Annotated in this window: 16 protein-coding genes; 10 read left to right on the forward strand and 6 right to left on the reverse strand. The window is 71.4% G+C overall.

Annotation, left to right across the window (positions count from 1 at the left end):
- Positions 1–35 precede the first annotated feature (35 nt).
- Both AB6V31_RS14595 and AB6V31_RS14600 read left to right on the forward strand, forming a co-directional pair.
- The gene (locus AB6V31_RS14595; protein WP_369366494.1) at positions 36–1,640 is read left to right on the forward strand and encodes an ATP-binding protein; all 1,605 of its coding nucleotides are present in this window, start codon (positions 36–38) and stop codon (positions 1,638–1,640) included.
- Positions 1,637–2,320 (forward strand): response regulator, encoded by a 684-nt coding sequence (locus tag AB6V31_RS14600; RefSeq protein ID WP_268104763.1) that lies wholly within the window; start codon positions 1,637–1,639, stop codon positions 2,318–2,320. The genes AB6V31_RS14595 and AB6V31_RS14600 overlap by 4 nt, the downstream gene beginning before the upstream one ends.
- 27 nt (positions 2,321–2,347) lie before the next feature.
- Here the strand turns inward: AB6V31_RS14600 and ald are convergent, their stop codons facing one another.
- Positions 2,348–3,433, reverse strand: coding sequence for an alanine dehydrogenase (gene ald, locus AB6V31_RS14605; RefSeq protein WP_369366496.1), 1,086 nt, complete (start codon positions 3,431–3,433; stop codon positions 2,348–2,350).
- 155 nt (positions 3,434–3,588) lie between these two features.
- Here ald and AB6V31_RS14610 point away from each other — a divergent pair, with 155 nt between their 5' ends.
- A complete protein-coding gene (locus AB6V31_RS14610; protein ID WP_251508517.1) occupies positions 3,589–4,062 on the forward strand; it encodes an Lrp/AsnC family transcriptional regulator in 474 nt (157 codons plus the stop codon).
- Positions 4,063–4,129: 67 nt separating this feature from the next.
- Here the strand turns inward: AB6V31_RS14610 and AB6V31_RS14615 are convergent, their stop codons facing one another.
- Positions 4,130–4,996, reverse strand: coding sequence for an NAD(P)H-binding protein (locus tag AB6V31_RS14615; RefSeq protein ID WP_369366498.1), 867 nt, complete (start codon positions 4,994–4,996; stop codon positions 4,130–4,132).
- An 85-nt stretch (positions 4,997–5,081) separates the two neighbouring features.
- On the opposite strand from AB6V31_RS14615, the gene AB6V31_RS14620 reads away from it, so the two are divergent.
- Positions 5,082–5,804 carry a TetR/AcrR family transcriptional regulator gene (locus tag AB6V31_RS14620; RefSeq protein ID WP_369366500.1) on the forward strand — a complete coding sequence of 241 codons (723 nt, stop codon included), beginning with the start codon at positions 5,082–5,084 and terminating at the stop codon, positions 5,802–5,804.
- Between the two features lie 33 nt (positions 5,805–5,837).
- On the opposite strand, the gene mmuM is transcribed toward AB6V31_RS14620, so the two are convergent.
- The 3 genes from mmuM to AB6V31_RS14635 form a co-directional block, all read right to left on the reverse strand.
- Entirely contained in the window at positions 5,838–6,692 is an 855-nt protein-coding gene (gene mmuM, locus AB6V31_RS14625; RefSeq protein WP_369366502.1) for a homocysteine S-methyltransferase, read from the reverse strand.
- Positions 6,689–7,195, reverse strand: a complete 507-nt coding sequence (locus AB6V31_RS14630; protein WP_074695288.1) for a MarR family winged helix-turn-helix transcriptional regulator — start codon at positions 7,193–7,195, stop codon at positions 6,689–6,691. The genes mmuM and AB6V31_RS14630 overlap by 4 nt, the downstream gene beginning before the upstream one ends.
- A 157-nt stretch (positions 7,196–7,352) precedes the next feature.
- Positions 7,353–8,354: a LacI family DNA-binding transcriptional regulator gene (locus AB6V31_RS14635; RefSeq protein ID WP_369366504.1), complete on the reverse strand. Its 1,002-nt coding sequence runs from the start codon at positions 8,352–8,354 to the stop codon at positions 7,353–7,355.
- A 174-nt stretch (positions 8,355–8,528) separates the two neighbouring features.
- Between AB6V31_RS14635 and AB6V31_RS14640 the strand changes: the two genes are divergently transcribed.
- The 6 genes from AB6V31_RS14640 (at position 8,529) to AB6V31_RS14665 (ending at position 16,637) form a co-directional block, all read left to right on the forward strand.
- Positions 8,529–9,815: an extracellular solute-binding protein gene (locus tag AB6V31_RS14640; protein ID WP_074695284.1), complete on the forward strand. Its 1,287-nt coding sequence runs from the start codon at positions 8,529–8,531 to the stop codon at positions 9,813–9,815.
- An 11-nt stretch (positions 9,816–9,826) separates the two neighbouring features.
- The gene (locus AB6V31_RS14645; RefSeq protein WP_369366507.1) at positions 9,827–10,840 is read left to right on the forward strand and encodes a carbohydrate ABC transporter permease; all 1,014 of its coding nucleotides are present in this window, start codon (positions 9,827–9,829) and stop codon (positions 10,838–10,840) included.
- Positions 10,837–11,721: a carbohydrate ABC transporter permease gene (locus tag AB6V31_RS14650; protein ID WP_369366508.1), complete on the forward strand. Its 885-nt coding sequence runs from the start codon at positions 10,837–10,839 to the stop codon at positions 11,719–11,721. Before AB6V31_RS14645 ends, AB6V31_RS14650 begins: the two co-directional genes overlap by 4 nt.
- A 7-nt stretch (positions 11,722–11,728) precedes the next feature.
- Positions 11,729–14,074 carry a glycoside hydrolase family 3 N-terminal domain-containing protein gene (locus tag AB6V31_RS14655; protein ID WP_369366510.1) on the forward strand — a complete coding sequence of 782 codons (2,346 nt, stop codon included), beginning with the start codon at positions 11,729–11,731 and terminating at the stop codon, positions 14,072–14,074.
- 200 nt (positions 14,075–14,274) lie between these two features.
- Positions 14,275–15,852, forward strand: a complete 1,578-nt coding sequence (gene dgt / locus AB6V31_RS14660) for a dGTP triphosphohydrolase (protein WP_369366512.1) — start codon at positions 14,275–14,277, stop codon at positions 15,850–15,852.
- Positions 15,853–16,037: 185 nt separating this feature from the next.
- The gene (locus AB6V31_RS14665) at positions 16,038–16,637 is read left to right on the forward strand and encodes a hypothetical protein (RefSeq protein ID WP_369366514.1); all 600 of its coding nucleotides are present in this window, start codon (positions 16,038–16,040) and stop codon (positions 16,635–16,637) included.
- A 91-nt stretch (positions 16,638–16,728) separates the two neighbouring features.
- Here the strand turns inward: AB6V31_RS14665 and AB6V31_RS14670 are convergent, their stop codons facing one another.
- Positions 16,729–17,796 (reverse strand): SDR family oxidoreductase, encoded by a 1,068-nt coding sequence (locus AB6V31_RS14670; RefSeq protein ID WP_369366516.1) that lies wholly within the window; start codon positions 17,794–17,796, stop codon positions 16,729–16,731.
- Between the last annotated feature and the right edge of the window lie 36 nt (positions 17,797–17,832).

The following is a 17,832-nucleotide window of genomic DNA, read 5'->3' on the forward strand; positions in this document are numbered from 1 at the left end:
TATTGTTCACGGCAAGCGCGACGAAGGGCGGGGTGATGAGACTGAGCGTGGGTGGACGCCTGGCGTTGGTGTCCCTCGGGGTCGTGATCCTGGTCGCCGGCGTCCTGGCGGCGTTGTTGTCGGTGCAGCTGAGCGATTCCGGTCAGCGCGAGGCCGAGAAGGTCACGCGTTCGGTGGCCGAGACGTTGGCGCACGAGCCCGACGTGGCCGCTCTCGTGGTGCAGCGCGACTCCGGTGCGCTGCAGCCGATGGTCGAGCAGATCCTCCCCGACGCCGACCTGTCGTTCGTCACGATCATGACCCGCGACGGCATCCGTCTCACCCACCGCAACCGGTCCGAGATCGGCGAGCAGTACATCGGTTCGCGGGCCGAGGCCCTCGCCGGGCAGACCTTCACCGAGGTTTACGAGGGCACTCTCGGCCCCTCGGTGCGCACCATCGTCCCCATCCGCGACGGCGGCGACGAGAACGGCGACATCGTGGGCCTCGTCGCCGTCGGGGTCACGCTCGGCGCCGTGCAGCAGGACCTCGCCGCTCGCGCACCGCTGATCGTGCTGGCATCCGCCGCCATCGTCGGGATGGGGGTACTCGGCGCCCTCTACGTCCGCCGCAGTGCCCGACGCGTGACCGGTTCGTACACGCCCGCCGAACTGTCGCGCCTCGTCGAGAGCTACGAGACGGTGCTGCACTCGCTCCGCGAGGGTCTCGTCGTCACCGATCGCTCCGGACGCATCGTCCTCTACAACGACGAAGCCGCCGACCTTCTGGGCCTTCCGCCCGCGTCCAGCGGGCAGGTCTCACTCGATCCGCGCGAAGTCGACATGGACGCCAGCCTCGCCGTGGCCATCGCGAGCGGTCGGCGCATGGTCGAGGAGACCGTCGTGAACGGAGAGCGGGTGCTGCTGGTCAACCAGGAGGAAGCGCGTGATCTCGCGGGGCGTCGCGCGCCCGAGCGCGGCCGGGTCATGACGCTGCGCGACCGCTCGGAGCTGCAGGCGCTACTCGGTGAGCTCGAGGGGGTCCGGACCCTCAGCGACACCCTCCGTTCCCAGACCCACGAGCACGGCAACCGGCTGCACGCCCTGCTGGCGCTGCTCGAACTCGGACGCATCGACGAGGCCCGCCGTCTGATCGTGGCCTCGACCGGCGAACGGCAGGAGCTCGCCGATCGCCTCGTCTCGGACGATGACGACGCCGTGGTCGTCGCCCTCCTGCTCGGCAAGCTCGACGAGGCGTCCGAGCGCGGAGTGCGCCTCGACCTCGACGTCGCCGAGCCCACGCCCGCACTCCCCCTCGCCGCGGCCGAGGCGGTCACCGTGGTGGGAAACCTCGTCGACAACGCCCTGGATGCCGCAGCGGCCGGCGCCGAACCCCGATGGGTGCGCGCGACCCTGCGTGAAGGCGGTGGCGACGTGGTGCTCGACGTCTCGGACAGCGGGGCCGGTTTCGACCCGTCGCTGCCCGACCCGTTCGCCTTCGGGGCGTCGACCAAGCCGGCGCACGCCCCCGGCGGCCGGGGCGTGGGCCTCGCCCTCGTCCGCGATATCGTCGCCGCCCACGGCGGAACCCTGCAGGTCGTGGCGGACCCCACCACCGTCCGCGTCTTCCTTCCCGCCGTCGCCGAGGCGGTGGTCTCGTGATCCGCGTGCTGGTCGTCGACGACGACGCCCTCGCCCTCGAACTCCACAGCGCGTACGTCGAGCGGGTGCCGGGCTTCGAGGTCGTGGGGCAGGCCGCGGGGGCGCGCGCCGCGGTCACCGCGCTGGTCGATCCCGACCGGCGGATCGATCTCGTCCTGCTCGACATGACGATGCCCGACGGCTCGGGTCTCGACGTGGCACGCCGACTGCGCGCCACCGGATCGCGCGTCGACATCATCGCCGTGACGGCCGTGCGCGACGCCGCGACCGTGCGGGCGGCCGTGTCGATCGGGGTCGTGCAGTACCTGATCAAGCCGTTCGCGTTCGCGGCGTTCCGGGAGCGGCTGGAAGCGTACCGTTCCTACGTCGAGGGTCTGGACCGCGCGGCGGGTGACGCGACCCAGTCGGAGGTCGACGCCCTGCTCGGGTCGCTGCGCACCGTGACCGCTCCGGGGCTGCCGAAGGGCCTCAGCGACGAGACGCTGCAGGCCGTCGCCGAGCGGGTGCGCACCGCCGCGGGCGCGGTGTCGTCGACCGAGGTCGGTGAGAGCGAGGGCATGTCGCGCGTGACCGCCCGCCGCTATCTCGAGCACCTCGCCGACGTGGGTCGCGTCCGCCGTGTGCCGCGCTACGGCGGACAGGGCCGCCCCGAGATCACCTACGCCTGGGTGCGCGGCTGACGGCCGGGCGTCTGCACGCCCACCGGCTCAGAGGTCGAAGGCGGCGCGGACGCCCTCGTTCACGACCACGCCGGCGCGCACGTTCAGGCCCTTGGCGAGGGCGGGATCGGCGGATGCCGCGGCCTCCCAGCCCTGCTCGGCGATGCGCGTGATGTACGGCAGGGTGGCGTTCGACAGCGCCCGCGTCGAGGTGTGCGGCACCGCGCCCGGCATGTTCGCCACGCAGTAGTACAGCGCCTCGTGCACGCGGAAGGTGGGCGCGTCGTGCGTGGTCGGACGCGAGCCCTCGAAGCAGCCGCCCTGGTCGATCGCGATGTCGACCAGCACCGAGCCCGGCTTCATCGCGGCGACCATGTCGTCGGTGACGAGCTTGGGAGCTGCGGCGCCGGGGATGAGCACCGAGCCGATCACGAGGTCGGCGTCGGCGAGCTGCTCGGCGATCTCGAGACGGGTGGACGCGCGGGTCTCGATCGCGCCGCCGAAGCGCTCCTCGAGCTGACGGAGCTTGGGCAGCGAGATGTCGACCACCGTGACGCGGGCGCCGAGTCCGAGGGCGTTGGCCGCGGCGTGCTCGCCCGCGACGCCGCCGCCGATCACGACGACCTTCGCCCTCGGGGTGCCGGGGACGCCGCCGGGGAGCAGCCCGCACCCGCCCGAGGCGCGCAGCAGGTGGTGGGCGCCCTCGATGATCGACAGCCGACCGGCGACCTCGCTCATCGGCGCCAGGAGCGGCAGCGCGCGGTCGGCGGTCTGCACCGTCTCGTAAGCCACGGCCGTGGTACCGGCGGCCATCAGGGCGTCAGTCAGCGGCCGGTCGGCCGCGAGGTGCAGGTACGTGAAGAGCGTGAGGTCGCGGCGCAGGAATCCGTACTCGGAAGCGATGGGCTCTTTGACCTTCACCAGCAGTTCGGCGCGCGCCCAGGTCTCTTCGGCGGTGTCGACGATCTCGGCCCCGGCCGCGCGGTACTGCTCATCGGAGAAGCCGCTGCCCTCACCCGCGCCCGCCTGCACGAAGACCTCGTGACCACGATGGACGAGCGAATCGATCCCCGCGGGCGTCATGGCGACGCGGTTCTCGTTGTTCTTGATCTCGGTGGGCACGGACACGCGCATGGGTTCCTCCTCGAGCGGATGAGCGTTGCCGAGAGGATCGCAGAAAAGAGTGTTTCCGTGGTGTTTCTGCGCAGATTCTTCGGTTCTTGAGGCTTGCCTGGCGATATCATCGGCTGAATGACCCCCACTGTGCTCGACGACGCGAAGGATCTACGGTGGCCGACGACGACTTGCACCCCCTCGACGCGCGCATCATCGAGCTGCTGTCGGCCGACGCGCGGATGACGAACGCCGCCCTCGCCGAGGAGCTCGGGGTCGCGGCATCCACCGCCCATGCCCGCCTACGGGGCCTCGTCGACCGCGGGCTCATCACCGGGTTCCACGCCGCCGTCGACCAGAGTCGCCTCGGCCGCGGACTGCAGGCGATCGTCGGGGTGACCCTGCGCCCGGGGCAGCGGCAGGAGAGCATCCGCGCGTTCGCGCACGAGATCCGCCGCCACCCCGACGTGATCCAGCTGTTCTTCCTCGGCGGCGCCGACGACTTCCTCGTGCACATCGCCGTCGACGATTCGTCGGCCGTGCGCCGCTTCGTCGTCGACCACCTCTCCGCTCGGCACAGCGTCGCCTCGACGCGCACGAGCATCATCTTCGAGTACCACCGCAACGCCCTCGCGGCGGACTTCGACTGACCACACCCCCGCGTGAGGGGTCAGGAATCGTCGCGTCGAGGCACCCCAGGCGACAACGTCTGACCCCTCACGCGGACGGCGGGCCTACGAGCGACTCCACGACGCTCCTCGCCGTGACGGGCTCACGCCCGAGGAGGTCTGAGAGCGTCGGGGCGGTTCCAGCGAAGAAGCCACCGGACGCCGCGCGGAAGAACCCCAGAGTGAAGTAGACCGCACCCTCGGGGAGGCCGGCCGCGAGGGCCGTGCGCGCCCACTCGTCCTCATCGACCACCTCGAAGCCCACGTCGCGGTGGGCCGCCTCTCCCGCCCAGCGCGCGAGGTCGGCGAAACGGGGTGCGTCGGCCGCCGTGAGCGTCACGGGCCCCTGAGGCAGTTCGTCGCGCAAAAGGAGAACCGCCGCCGCCTCGGCCGCGTCTTCGCGCGAGGTCCATGACACCGACCCCTCGGCGGGCACCGCCACGACGCCCGATTCGCGCCACGGCCCGAGCATCCACTCGAGCGAGTGCGCGTAGAACCCGTTGCGCAGCGCCGTCCACCGCAGGCCCGAGGCGGCGAGCAGCGCCTCGGTCGCCGCGTGGTCGCGCGCGGGACCGAAGGGGGACACCGCGTGGGCACCCTGATGACTCGTGTACAGCACGTGACCGACCTCGGCGATCCGCGCGGCGTCGACGGCCGCGGCGTGCAGGGCGACGGCGTCGGCGCCCCGATCGTTCGACGAGACGAGGAGCAACCGATCGGCACCCTCGAACGCCGACGGGAGACTCGTCGGGTCCGCGTAGTCGCCGCGACGAACCGCGACTCCGCGCTCGGCGAATCGCCCGGCGCGAGAGGGATCGCGGACGACGAGAGTGAGGTCCGCGGGGCCGACGGTCTCCAGCAGGTGGTCGACCGTCCGGCCGTTCAGGGCGCCGGTTGCGCCGGTGATGGTGATCATCGTCATGCTCCTTCTGTTATCGATGGAAACAGTGAGAAGCTAACAGCGATTACCGCTGATAACAAGTGTTTGTTATCGTCGAACCATGACTCCTCCGGCGCCCCGAGACGACGTGCGTGAGCGGATCGTGGGAGCCGCGGCGGAGATCCTCCGCACCGAAGGGTCGGCGGGCGTCACGACGCGGGCGGTAGCCGAACGCGCGGGCGTTCAGGCTCCGACGATCTACCGCCTGTTCGGCGACAAGGACGGCCTGCTCGACGCGGTCGCCGAGCACGCGATGGCCCTCTTCAGCGCGTCGAAGACCTCCGCCCTGACGTCTGCCCCCGCCTCGACGGATCCGGTGGGCGAACTCCGCGAAGCGTGGGGCGAGACGGTGCGGTTCGGCCTCGACAACGCCGACCTCTACGTCATCCTCAGCGACCCGCGCCGCGGCCGGGATTCCCCCGCCCTCGCGAACGGCGTCCGCGCGCTCGAGGAGCGAGTGCGCCGCGTGGCCGCGGCGGGGCTCTTACGCGTCGCCGAGGCTCGCGCCGTCGCGCTGATCCACGCCGCCGGCACGGGCGCCATTCTGTCGCTCCTCGAACAGCCGATCGGCGAGCGCGACCCCGAGCTCGCGACCACTCTGCTCGACGCCGTCCTCGATCGCATTCTCGTCGAAGAGGAAGAGTCCACGGCAGACGAGATGCCCGCCGCCCATCGCGCCGCCGCCATCACCCTGCGCGCGGTCACCGACGACCTCACCGCCCTCTCAGCCCCCGAGCGCGCCCTGCTCGCCGAATGGCTCGACCGAATCATCGACAGTCACTGACGCGACGTCGGGAACGGGCGGCGCGAGCGGATCTCAGCGCACCGCGGCCGCGATCGCGGCGATGTCGGCGGGCGTCGACCGGCAGCAACCGCCGACCAGACGCGCGCCGGCGGCGACCCACGCGGGCGCCTCGTCGGCGAGCGGGGCGGCGCCGCCGTGCCAGGTGCGGGTCGCGGCATCCCAGGTCTCGCCCGTGTTCGGGTAGACCACCAGCGGCAGGCCCGGGGCGTCTTCGAGCGCGGGCAGCACCGAGCCGGGGGCGCAGCAGTTGACGCCCACGGCGACGACACCGGGAGCGGATGCCGCTTCGCGCAGTGCCGCGGCGAGCGCCCCGCGCCCCGCGAAACCGGTGCTGTCGGCCGAGAGGCTGACGAAAGCGGGCATGTCGAGCGCGGCGAGCTCGAGCGCGAGGGCCTCCACCTCGAGCGGCGAGGGGATCGTCTCGGTCGCGAGGACGTCGGCTCCGGCATCCGCGAGCACGTGCAAGCGTCGGCGGTGAGCCTCGCGCAGCTCGGCGAGCGAGAGCCCGTACGCGCCGGTGTACTCGCTGCCGTCGGCGCGGAGCGCTCCGACCGGGCCGACGGATGCCGCGACCACCGCCGCGCCGGCCTCTCGCGCCACGGCCACCGAACGGTGCAGCAGCGCCTCGACCTCGGCATCCGGAATCCGTCCGGCGAAACCGATCTGGTACGACGCGGTGATCACGACCTCGGCGCCCGCGGCGACGAACTCGGCGTGGGCGGCGCGCACCTCGTCGGGGTCGTCACGCAGCACTCGCGCCGACCAGAGGTCGCTCGTGACGTCGTTTCCGCGCGCCTCGAGCAGCGTGCCGAGGCCGCCATCGAGGATGACGGGGCGCTCGGTCAGAGCGGTGGCGAGGTCGATCACGCCTCGTGCGTCTCGCCGGCGGCGAGGACGCGCAGGGCACTCGCGAGGAGGGCCTGGTCCTGTCGGCTGACATCGCGCAGGGCGTCGGCCTCGAGGCGGACGAGCTCGGTCATCGCGGCATCCACCCGCTCGATGCCCTCGGCGGTGATCGCGACGAGGATCGCACGACCGTCGGAGGGGTTGGGGCGTCGGTTCACGAGGCCGCGCTCGGCGAGCTTGTCGAGGCGGTTGGTCATCGCTGCGCTGCCGATCATGGTGGCGGTGATCAGGCGCGTGGCGCTGAGCTCGGTGCCCGCGCGCCGGAGCACCGCGAGCACGTCGAACTCCCACACGGCGATGTCGGCACTCGCGAAGGCCTTCGCGCGGAGCTTCGACAGGTGGAAGGCCGCGCGACGCAGGCGCGACATCACGTCGAGGGGTGTCAGGTCGACCTCGGGCAGCAGCTGCGACCAGGCGTCGATGAGGAGGTCGACCTCGTCGTCTTTACTGCTCGCGGTAGGCATTCTTCGACGGTACCGGAGCCGGGGGGTGTCGCGGCGCGCGACGGGCGGTGCGGACGCGGCGAACGAGCGTCGAGCGTCGGTGGGTCCGGACGGTTCGAGACGTGTCCGCACGTTGCGGAAGAGGCGCCGGATGCCGGCGTCCCCCGCCCCGCCTGCTTCAGCGCACGCGCGGGGGCGCCGTCGTCCCGCGCGCGACGAGGCGGGTCGGCAGTTCGATGTGCGTCTCGGGCAAAGTGTCACCGGCGAGGAGCGTCAGCACCATCCGCACGGCCTCGGCGCCGAGGCGCTTCATCGGCTGGCGGACGGTGGTCAGGGCCGGTTGGGCGCGCGCGGCCTCGGGGACGTCGTCGAAACCGACCACCGACAGGTCGTCGGGCACGGTCAGTCCGCGCGCGCCGGCGACCTCGATGATGGACAACGCCGACAGGTCGTTCGCCGCGAACACCGCCGTAGGCGGATCGTCGAGCGAGAGCATGGCCTCGGCGGCCTCGCGGGCGACGTCCTGGGCGTAGCGGCCGACGCCGACGAGAGCGGGGTCGAAGGCGATGCCGGCGGCCGCGAGTCCCGCCCGGTACCCCGAGGCGCGGGCGACCGCCGAGCGCAGGTCGGGACGCCCCGCGATGAAGCCGATGCGGCGGTGACCGAGCTGCGCCAGATAGTGCACCGCCTGCTGCGCGCCGGTGTAGCTGTCGGATTCGACGGTCGGCACATCGCCCCGGCCCGTGTGCGGGTCGATCGCGACGATCGGCACCTCGCCCGAGACGTTGACGACCGTGGGGGTGACGATGATCGCCGCATCGATGAGCGTTCCACTCAGGCGGCTGAGCGAGCGACGCTCCCACCCTTCGCCGTCGCGGCGGGCACCGGTGTACGCGAGCAGGTCGTACCCGGTGTCGGACAGGGCTCCCCCGACGCCCTTGAGGATCTCGGCCGAGAACGGCTCGATGTCGGCCACGAGTACGCCGATCACGCCGGTGCGACGCGAGCGCATGCTGCTCGCGACGAGGCTGGATTCGTAGCCGAGGGTCTCCACCGCGTCGAGCACGCGGCTCACCGTCTCGGGCGAGACGCCGTAGCGGCCGTTCACCGCTTTCGACACCGTGGCCACCGAGACCCCGGCCGCCGCGGCGACGTCGTGAATGGTCGGGCGCCTCGTCATGGCATCCGACCCTAGCGTGGAAATCATTTTCGAAAACGTTTGACGACCCCTCCGCCCGCGGGCGACACTGCTGACACCTCGGGGGCAGCAGACCCCGAGAAGCGCATGAACGGCGGAGCAGCCGAACACCGACGCGTCCCACGGCGCACCTCGACGAAGAGAAACGGGAATCACATGAACACGCGCAAGATCCTCGCCGGAGCGGCCCTCGCCGTGGCCGGCACCCTCGCTCTCGGCGGGTGCGCCGCAGGCGGCGGCAGCGGCCAGAACGCCGACGGCAGCGTCACCCTGACGCTCTGGCACAACTCCACCACCGGCGACGGCAAGAAGTACTGGGAAGACACCGCCGCCGCCTTCGAAGCGGCGAATCCGGGCGTCACCATCGAGATCCAGGCCGTGCAGAACGAAGAGATGGACGGCAAGCTCCAGACCGCCCTCAACTCGGGCGACGCGCCCGACCTGTTCATGGCCCGCGGCGGCGGCAAGCTCGCCGACATCGTCACCGCCGGCCAGGCGATGGACCTGACCGACAAGATCTCGGCCGACGCCAAGACCGCGCTGGGCTCCTCGCTGTCGGCGTTCGAGATCGACGGCAAGAACTACGGCATGCCCGTCGCCGTGCTCCCCTCGGGCATCTTCACCTCTCAAGACCTGCTCACCGCCGCCGGCGTCACCGCGGCGCCGAAGACCATCGACGAGCTCGAGGCGGCCAACGCCAAGATCAAGGCGACCGGTGTGGCCCCGATCGCCGTCGGCGCGAAGGACGCCTGGCCCGCCGCCCACTGGTACTACAACTTCGCACTGCGCGCCTGCTCGAAGGACGTGCTCGACTCCGCCGCCGCGAGCCGCAGCTTCGACGACCCGTGCTGGCTGAAGGCCGGCGAAGACCTGCAGTCCTTCCTCGCCACCCAGCCCTTCAACGACGGCTTCCTCACCACCGCCGCCCAGCAGGGCGCCGGTTCGTCGGCGGGCCTGCTGGCCAACCACCAGGCCGCCATGGAGCTCATGGGCGCGTGGGACCCGGGCGTGATCGCCTCGCTGACCCCCGACGAGCAGCCCCTGGCCGACCTCGGCTGGTTCCCCTTCCCCGAGGTCTCGGGCGGAGACGGCGAGCCGGGCGCCATGATGGGCGGCGTCGACGGCTACTCGTGCTGGGTCAACGCTCCCGCGCAGTGCACCGACTTCTTGAACTTCCTCGTGAACAAGGAGAACCAGGAGGCCTACGCGAAGGCGTTCCAGACCCTCCCCGCCTCGAGCGAGGCCGAGGGAGCGGTGACGACGCCCGCGTTGAAGTCGGTGCTCGAGGCCTACTCGAAGGCTCCCTACGTCTCGGTGTGGCTCGACACCCTCTACGGCCAGAACGTCGGCAACGCGCTGAACGTCGCCGTCGTCGACATGTTCGCCGGCAAGGGTTCGCCGCAGGGCATCGTCGACGCCGTCAACGCCGCCGCGTCCCGCTGAGGACACCGCTGATGACGACGCAGCTCGCCGCTTCGGCGACCGACGCCGGGTCTCGCCGCCCGGCCGGGGAGGGTGCGCACCGCACCCCCTCGGCCGGGCGGCCGCCCGCGCGGCGGCGGCTCGAGAACTGGCGCATCCGCGGCGAACTCGCGATCCTCCTGGGCCCCGCCCTGGTGGTGTTCGTGTCGTTCGTCATCCTCCCCGTCGCCCTGGCCGCGTACTACGGCTTCTACAAGTGGTCGGGCTTCGGCACTCCGGTCGACTTCGTCGGCATCCGCAACTACGTCACGATCCTCACCGACCCCGCGTTCCACGAGGCCCTCGGCCACAACGCGTTCATCGTGGTCGGCTCTCTCGTCCTGCAGGGGCCCCTCGCCCTCGGACTCGCGCTGCTGCTCAACCGCAAGATGCGGGCGCAGTCGCTCATCCGCGTGCTGATCTTCGTGCCCTACGTCATCTCGGAGGTCGTGGTCGGTCTCGGCTGGGGCCTCATGCTGCAGTCGGGCGGGGCGCTGAACGGGGCTCTCGAGAAGATCGGGCTCGGCGCCCTCCGCGCCGACTGGATCTCCGACCCGGCGCTGGCGATCTGGACGCTGCTGATCATCATCACGTGGAAGTACATCGGCTTCGCGGTGATCCTGTTCCTCGCCGGGCTCCAGGGCATTCCCGAAGAGCTCAGCGAGGCCGCGGCCATCGACGGCGCCTCGTACTGGCAGATCCAGCGCCACATCGTCCTGCCGCTGATGGGTCCGACCATCCGCATCTGGGCGTTCCTGTCGATCATCGGCTCGCTGCAGCTGTTCGACCTCGTCTGGATCATCTGGGGCCAGTACGTCGCCTCGACCGCCGGCACCTCGACCATGGCCACCTACATGGTCGCCAACGGCCGCAACGCGGGCAGCTTCGGCTACGGCAGCGCCGTGGCCGTGGTCATGTTCCTCATCTCTCTCGCCGTCGCCCTCATCTACCAGCGCTTCGTGCTGCGGCGCGACACCGCCGGCGCCCTCACCGGAGACACCAAATGACCGCTACCGCTACGCTCGTGGCCCCCCAGGCCCCGCGCTCGTCGCTGCGCTCCCCCGCCGGGGCGAAGCGCTCCACCTCGGTGCTCGTCGGCTTCGTCGCCCTGCTGCTGATCGGCATGATGCTGGCCCCCGTGGTCTACATCATCCTCGGCGGCTTCCGCTCGAACGCCGAGATCACCGTCGACCCGGCCGGCTTCCCGACCACCTGGAACTGGCAGAACTACGCCGATGTGCTCGCCAGCCCCATCTTCTGGGGCCAGGTCGGCAACTCCGCCATCGCGGCGATCGCCACGACGGTCTTCGTCGTCGCGTTGGGTCTGATGGCGGCCTACGCCCTGGCGCGCTACCGTTTCCGCGGTCGCGGCGCGGTGTTCGCGCTGTTCACCGCCGGCCTGATGTTCCCGATGACGGTCGCCATCACGCCGCTGTACATCCTCGTGCGCAACCTCGGCCTGATGAACTCGCTCGCGGGCGTCATCGTTCCGCAGATCGCCTTCGCCCTGCCGCTGACGATCATCATCCTGTCGCCGTTCCTCGCGGCGATCCCGAGCGAGCTACAGGAGGCCGCCTCGATTGACGGGCTCGGGCGGCTCGGCTTCTTCTGGCGCATGGTGCTGCCCCTCGCCGTTCCCGCGGTCGTGACCGTCGGCATCCTGGCCTTCGTCAACAGCTGGAACTCGTACATGCTGCCGCTGTTCATCCTCAACAACGAGGCCGCCTTCACGCTGCCTCTCGGCACACAGGCCTTCGCCTCGCAGTACTCCGTCGACACCGCGCGGGTCCTGGCATTCACTTCGCTGTCGATGATCCCCGCTCTGCTGTTCTTCAGTGTCTTCGAGCGTCGGATCGTCGGCGGCCTCACCGGCGCCGTGAAGGGCTGACCCCACCATGACCATCCAGAACACCGACGTCGGTGCTGCCCGGGTATCCGGAACGTCCCCCCGCGTGCGAGCGCTCGTGGCCGAGATGACCCTCGACGAGAAGCTCGCGCAGCTCGTCGGGTACTGGGTCGACCAGGGCGACGAGGTCGTCGCCCCCCTCTCGGGCGAGAAGGTCACCACCACCGCCTACGCCGATGCCACGGTGCACGGCCTCGGCCACCTGACCCGTGTCTACGGCACGCGACCGGTCGACCCGGTCGAGCGCGCCCAGTGGCTGTGGGGCGAACAGCGTCGCCTGCAGACCGAGACGCGCCTCGGCATCCCCGCGCTCGTGCACGAAGAATGCCTCACCGGATTCGCGGCGTGGAAGGCGGCGACCTTCCCCACACCCCTGGCCTGGGGGGCGTCTTTCGATCCGGATGCCGTCGAGCTCATGGCATCCGCGATCGGTCGCTCGATGCGCGAGGTCGGTGTGCATCAGGGGCTCGCTCCGGTGCTCGACGTGGTGCGCGACGCCCGGTGGGGACGCGTCGACGAGTGCATCGCCGAAGACCCGTACGTGGTCGGCACAATCGGCACGGCGTACGTCCGCGGGCTCCAGGAGGCGGGCGTGCACGCGACACTGAAGCACTTCGTCGGATACTCCGCCTCGCGCGCCGGGCGCAATCACGCCCCCGTGTCGGCCGGGCAGCGCGAACTGCAGGACGTCTTCCTCCCCCCGTTCGAGATGGCCGTGCGCGACGGCGGCGTGCGCAGCGTCATGAACTCCTACACCGAGATCGACGGGGTGCCCGTCGCATCGAGCCCCGAGCTGCTGACCGACCTCCTCCGCCGCCGGTGGGGGTTCGACGGCACGGTCGTGTCGGACTACTTCGCCGTGGAGTTCCTCCGCTCGATGCACGGGATCGCCGCCGACCGCGGCGAGGCCGCACAGCTCGCCCTCGAGGCCGGGATCGACGTCGAGCTTCCGGGGCCCGACGCCTACCCGTATCTGGCCGAGCGGGTGGCATCCGGCGCCCTTCCCGAGTCCGTGGTCGACCGGGCGGTCGCGCGCGTGCTCGCCGAGAAGGAAGACCTCGGGCTGCTGGATGCCGACTTCTCCGAGGCCCCGACCACGGTTGACCTCGACGACGCCGAGCACCGCGCACTGGCCCGCCGCCTGGCCGAGGAGTCGGTCGTCCTCCTGCGCAACGAGGGCGTCCTGCCCCTCGCCGCCCCGGGCCGGATCGCCCTGATCGGTCCGAACGCCGACAGCGCCGAGGCGCTCATGGGCTGCTACTCGTTCGCGAACCACGTGCTCGCGCACCACCCCAGCTTCCCGCTCGGCTTCGCGCTGCCCACCGTCCGCGAGGCGGTCACCGAGCGCTTCGGCGACGTCGCCTACGCCGAGGGATGCGCGGTGGAGGGCACCGACCTCTCGGGCCTGGATGCCGCGGCCTCCCTCGCCCGTGACGCCGAGGTCGCGATCGTGGTCGTCGGCGACCGCGCCGGGCTGTTCGGCCGCGGCACCGTGGGCGAAGGCAACGACGCCGACTCCCTCGACCTGCCCGGCGTGCAGCGTCAGCTCGTCGAGGCGATCGTCGCGACCGGGACCCCCGTCGTGCTGGTGCTGCTGACCGGCCGCCCGTACGCACTCGAGTGGGCGCTCGACACCGCGGGCGGTCCCGCGGCGGTGCTGCAGGCGTTCTTCCCCGGCGAAGAGGGGGCGCCCGCGCTGACCGCTCTGCTGGCGGGGGATGCCACCCCCTCGGGGCGCCTGCCCGTCTCGCTCCCCCGGTCCGCCGGGGCCCAGCCGTACTCGTACCTGCACCCCCTGCTCGGCGGTCCCTCGGGGGTCACGAGCACCGACCCGACCCCCGTGCGGCCGTTCGGTTTCGGGTTGTCGTACACCTCGTTCGAGCGCGCGGGGTTGACGGTGGACGGGGTGTCGTCGGGGGCGGGGGCCACGGCATCCGGAACCGCCGACGTCCGCGCGGGCGACGCTTTCACCGTGTCGGCCCGCGTGACCAACACCGGAGGCGTCCGCGGCGCCGACGTCGTGCAGGTCTACGCGCACCGTCCGGTCGCAAGCGTCACGCGACCCGTCGCGCAACTCGTCGCGTACGCGCGCGTCGAGCTGGACCCCGGAGAGAGCGCGGAGGTGCGCTTCACCGTCCCCGCCTCGCGGCTCGCCTACAGCGACCGATCGCTGCGACGGGTCGTCGAGCCGGGCGAGGTCGAGCTGCGGCTGGGCCCCTCGTGCGCCGAGGTCGACGAGACCGCGGCGCTCCGCGTCACGGGAGCGACGTACGAGCTGTCGGGCGACGACGCCCGCGTGGTCGAGGTGGAGGTGCGGCGGACGTCTTCCCGGTAGGCGCCCCCACGGGGCGTCGAACCCCATTGAGTGTCCAGAACACCCGGACGACTTTCGCGAGCGTCCGGGTGTTCTGGACGCTCAACGGGCGCGCGGCCCGTCCGCGAGCGGGACCCGCGATGACGGCACGAGCACACGGCGAAGGCGCGCCTCATCCGCGTTAGCGTTGACCCACGCCATCGACGCCGCGAGAGGACCGGATGACGCTGCACGACGAGACCATGCCCCCCGATGCCACCGCGCTCGCGCACCCCGCGTCCGGTGGGTCCGACGCCGGCTCGCGCCACGACCGCGCCGTCGGCAACCTCGCCTCGCGCGTCTACCCCGACGGCGACGACGCCCGCACCGACCCGTGGTCGATCGATCTGGAGCGCATCCAGTTCTCGCCGTACTTCTCGCGCCTGTCCGCCGTGACGCAGGTCGTGTCGCCCTCGATCGGCGGGGCCCCCGTGCACAACCGCCTCACCCACACGCTCAAGGTCAGCGCGATCGCCCGCGTCGTCGCCCTGCAGTTGAACACCCGCTCCCGGCGGGCCGGAGAGGGCGACGTCTGCAACGCCACCGTCGTCGAGGCGGCCGCCTACGCGCACGACCTCGGCCACCCGCCCTTCGGCCACCTCGGCGAGTCCACCCTCGACCGTCTCGCGCGAGAAGAACTCGGCCTCCCCGACGGCTTCGAGGGCAACGCCCAGACCTATCGCATCCTCACCGCCCTCGACGTGGTCGAGAACGCCCCGCGGGGGCTCAATCTCACCGCCGCCGTGCGCGCGGCCTCGGCGAAGTACCCGTGGGCACCGTCGGTCGACGCCGCCGACGTCGAACGGATCGGCCCGCCCCGCGGCATCCGTCGCTCCCCCGACGGCGCGTACCGCGTGCACAAGTACTCGGCCTACGACCTCGACCTCGCCGATCTCGTCGAAGCCCGGCAGGGAGTGGATGCCGAGCCCCTCCGCCAGAGCGTCGAAGGCGCGGTGATGGACCTCGCCGACGACATCGCCTACTCGGTGCACGACGTGGACGATTTCTACCGCGCGGGGATCCTCGACCACGCGCCGATCGCCGCGGAGTTCCGCGGGTGGCTCGACGACGTGCTCGAGTGGCGCGATCGGGACGACGCCGAGGTGCGCGCCGAGCTCGCGCCGGGCGCGGGCCTGGAGCGCCTGCGCCGCAAGATGCGCCGCGACGACCCGTGGATCGCCGACGACGAGGCCTTCCTCGACGCCGTCAGCGACGTGGATGCCGAGATGGTCACCGATCTGCTGGCGCGCCCGTTCGACGGGTCGCTGACGGCGGAGCGTCGTCTCGCTGCCTTCACCGATCGCTGGATCCGCCGGTTCCAGGAATCGGCGGACCTCCGTCCCCTCGACACCCCGCGCGCGGGGCCCGTCGTGCTGTCGCCCTGGGCGTGGCACCACGTCGAGGTGTTGAAGTTCGTGCACAAGCGGTTCGTGCTCAGCCGCCCCGACCTCGCCATCCAGCAGCGCGGAATGAGCCGCATCCTGGCCCGGTCGGTGCGCGCGCTCGGCGAGTGGCTCGACGACGACCTCGACCGCGCCCGCACCCCTCGGCGACTGCGCGAGCTCATCGCGCTGGCCCGAGAGCAGTACGCGTCCCTTCCCGCCGAGCGTCGCCCCTCGGACGCCGAGGCCGAGAAGCTCGCGCGATCCCGCGGAATCGTGGATTACGTGGCATCCCTCACCGATTCGCAGGCGTTCGCCCTGTCGGAGGCGATCTCGGGTCGCGCCGACCGGCTCTGGGCGCTGGGGCAACGGCTGTAGTCCGGTTCGGGGCGCGTTCTTCCGTTCGGGGCGGGAAATTTAGGCCCCGAACGGAAAGATGCGCCCCAAACCGCTAAACGGCACCTTCGCGTGGCGTCCGGTGGGTTGAGCGCCGCCAGGTCCCTTGTCACCATGAGGAGATGTGGTCGACACACCCCGATCCCGGTAACCCGTGGCCTCCCGACATGGTGATCTCCATCGAAGACCGCCCGCACGCGGCCGACGAGATGCTCTGGGTGCGAGAGGCGTACGGCCTCGACGTCGAGGGGGACGTTCCGCCGCCACTAACGGACACGCCCGCACCGGCGGCCCGTGAGCTGACCGAGGCGGAACGCTCCCGATGGGCGGCCGTCTGGCCCTCGCTATGGCGTCGCATCATCGAGCACGCGGGGCGGCCGACCGATCATGCCGCGATGGAGCGGCTGATGGACCGGGACCTCCCCACCGAGCAGCGGAAAACCCTGCTCTCGCAGGTCATGGGCCCGTCGTGGCGCGACGAGTTCGGCGACGCCGTGTTCGAGGACCCCTCGTACCGCGCGTGGCAGCAACGCTCGTTCACAACCGCCCGATCGGCCGCTCCGAGACCGCTCGACGAGCAGCCGGAGCGCCGCGACCTCGAGGCTCTGGTCCCCGCCTGGCGACGTGGACTCGAGCGCATCGTCGTCCTCGCCTGCCGCGGTCCGTACGTGCGGACGCTGGGGCCGAACGCCCTGTTGGTCACGGCCGAGATCCGCGAAGAATCGAGGACGTACCGGGCGGCATTGGCATCTTTCGTTGCGAAGTGAGGGCCCTACGGTTCCGGATGCCGTGGCATCCGGAACCGTAGGGCGCGAGCCCGTGTCACCGCCGGCGGACGGGTCGCCCGGTCGCTCCTCCTCAGGGGATGAGCCGCGCCGCGCGGTACCGCTCGAAAAGGCGCGTGAACGAGTCGCGCGTGCGGTGATGCTCGGTGAAGCCCGAGAGGCGGCTCTTCGACATATCGGTCATGACCTCGATGTCGCGCCCGAGATCGGCATCGGTGTGCCACCACGAGGCGACGCGCGTGATGTCGGGTTCGACGAGTCCGTGCTGCTCGACGATCTCGGCCCACACCGGCGCCGCATCGGCCATCTGCTGTTCGAACGGGCGCGGGGCCGTGTCGAAGCCCTCCGCCTCGACGCCGAGGTCTGCCGCGACGCGCGGCCACATCCAGCGCCACCGGAAGACGTCGCCGTTCGCGGTGTTGAAGGCCTCGTCAGCGCCCTCGGGGTGCGTCGCCGCCCAGACCATCTGGCTCGCGAGCAGGTCGGCGTCAGTCACATCGGTGAGGCCGTTCCACTGGGTCTCGCTGCCCGGGAAGACGAGCGGTCGACCCGTGTGCCTGCTGATCGCGGCGGCGACGGCGATCGTGAGCCCCATGTTCATCGCGTTGCCGACGGCATGGCCGAGAACCGTGTGCGAACGGTGGACCGACCACGTGAAGCCCTGACGGCGCGCGGCGGCGAACAGCTCGTCCTCCTGCGCGTAGGAGAAGTTGTCGACGTCGAGTCGCGGCTCGTCCTCGTGGAACGGGGTGTCGGGCATCTCGCCCTGGCCGTACGCCTCGAAGGGCCCGAGGTAATGCTTGAGCCCGGTCATCAGGGCGACATGACGCACCGGAGCGTCGGAGAGCGCCGCGAGCAGTTCACGGACCATACCGCCGTTGACGGCGATGTTCTCGGCCTCGGTGTCCTGCCGCGACCATGCGGTGAAGAAGACGTGGGTGACGGGCAGGTCGCCCAGCGCTTCGCGCAGCGACTCGGGCGAGCGCAGGTCGGCCGACCGCCATCCGACACCCGGACGCTCCGCACCGGGCCGACGGGAAAGGCCGGTCACCGCCCATCCCTCGCCGGAGAGTCGGTCGATCAGCGCGCCGCCGGCGATACCGGTGGCGCCGACCACGAGGGCATGTGCGGAGTCAGTCAAAACGGGGTTCCCATCGGTCGAGGTGAACGAACGGAG

The organism is Microbacterium sp. 16-032 (genome assembly GCF_041079455.1).
In the GTDB taxonomy this organism is placed as follows: Bacteria; Actinomycetota; Actinomycetes; order Actinomycetales; family Microbacteriaceae; genus Microbacterium; species Microbacterium testaceum_A.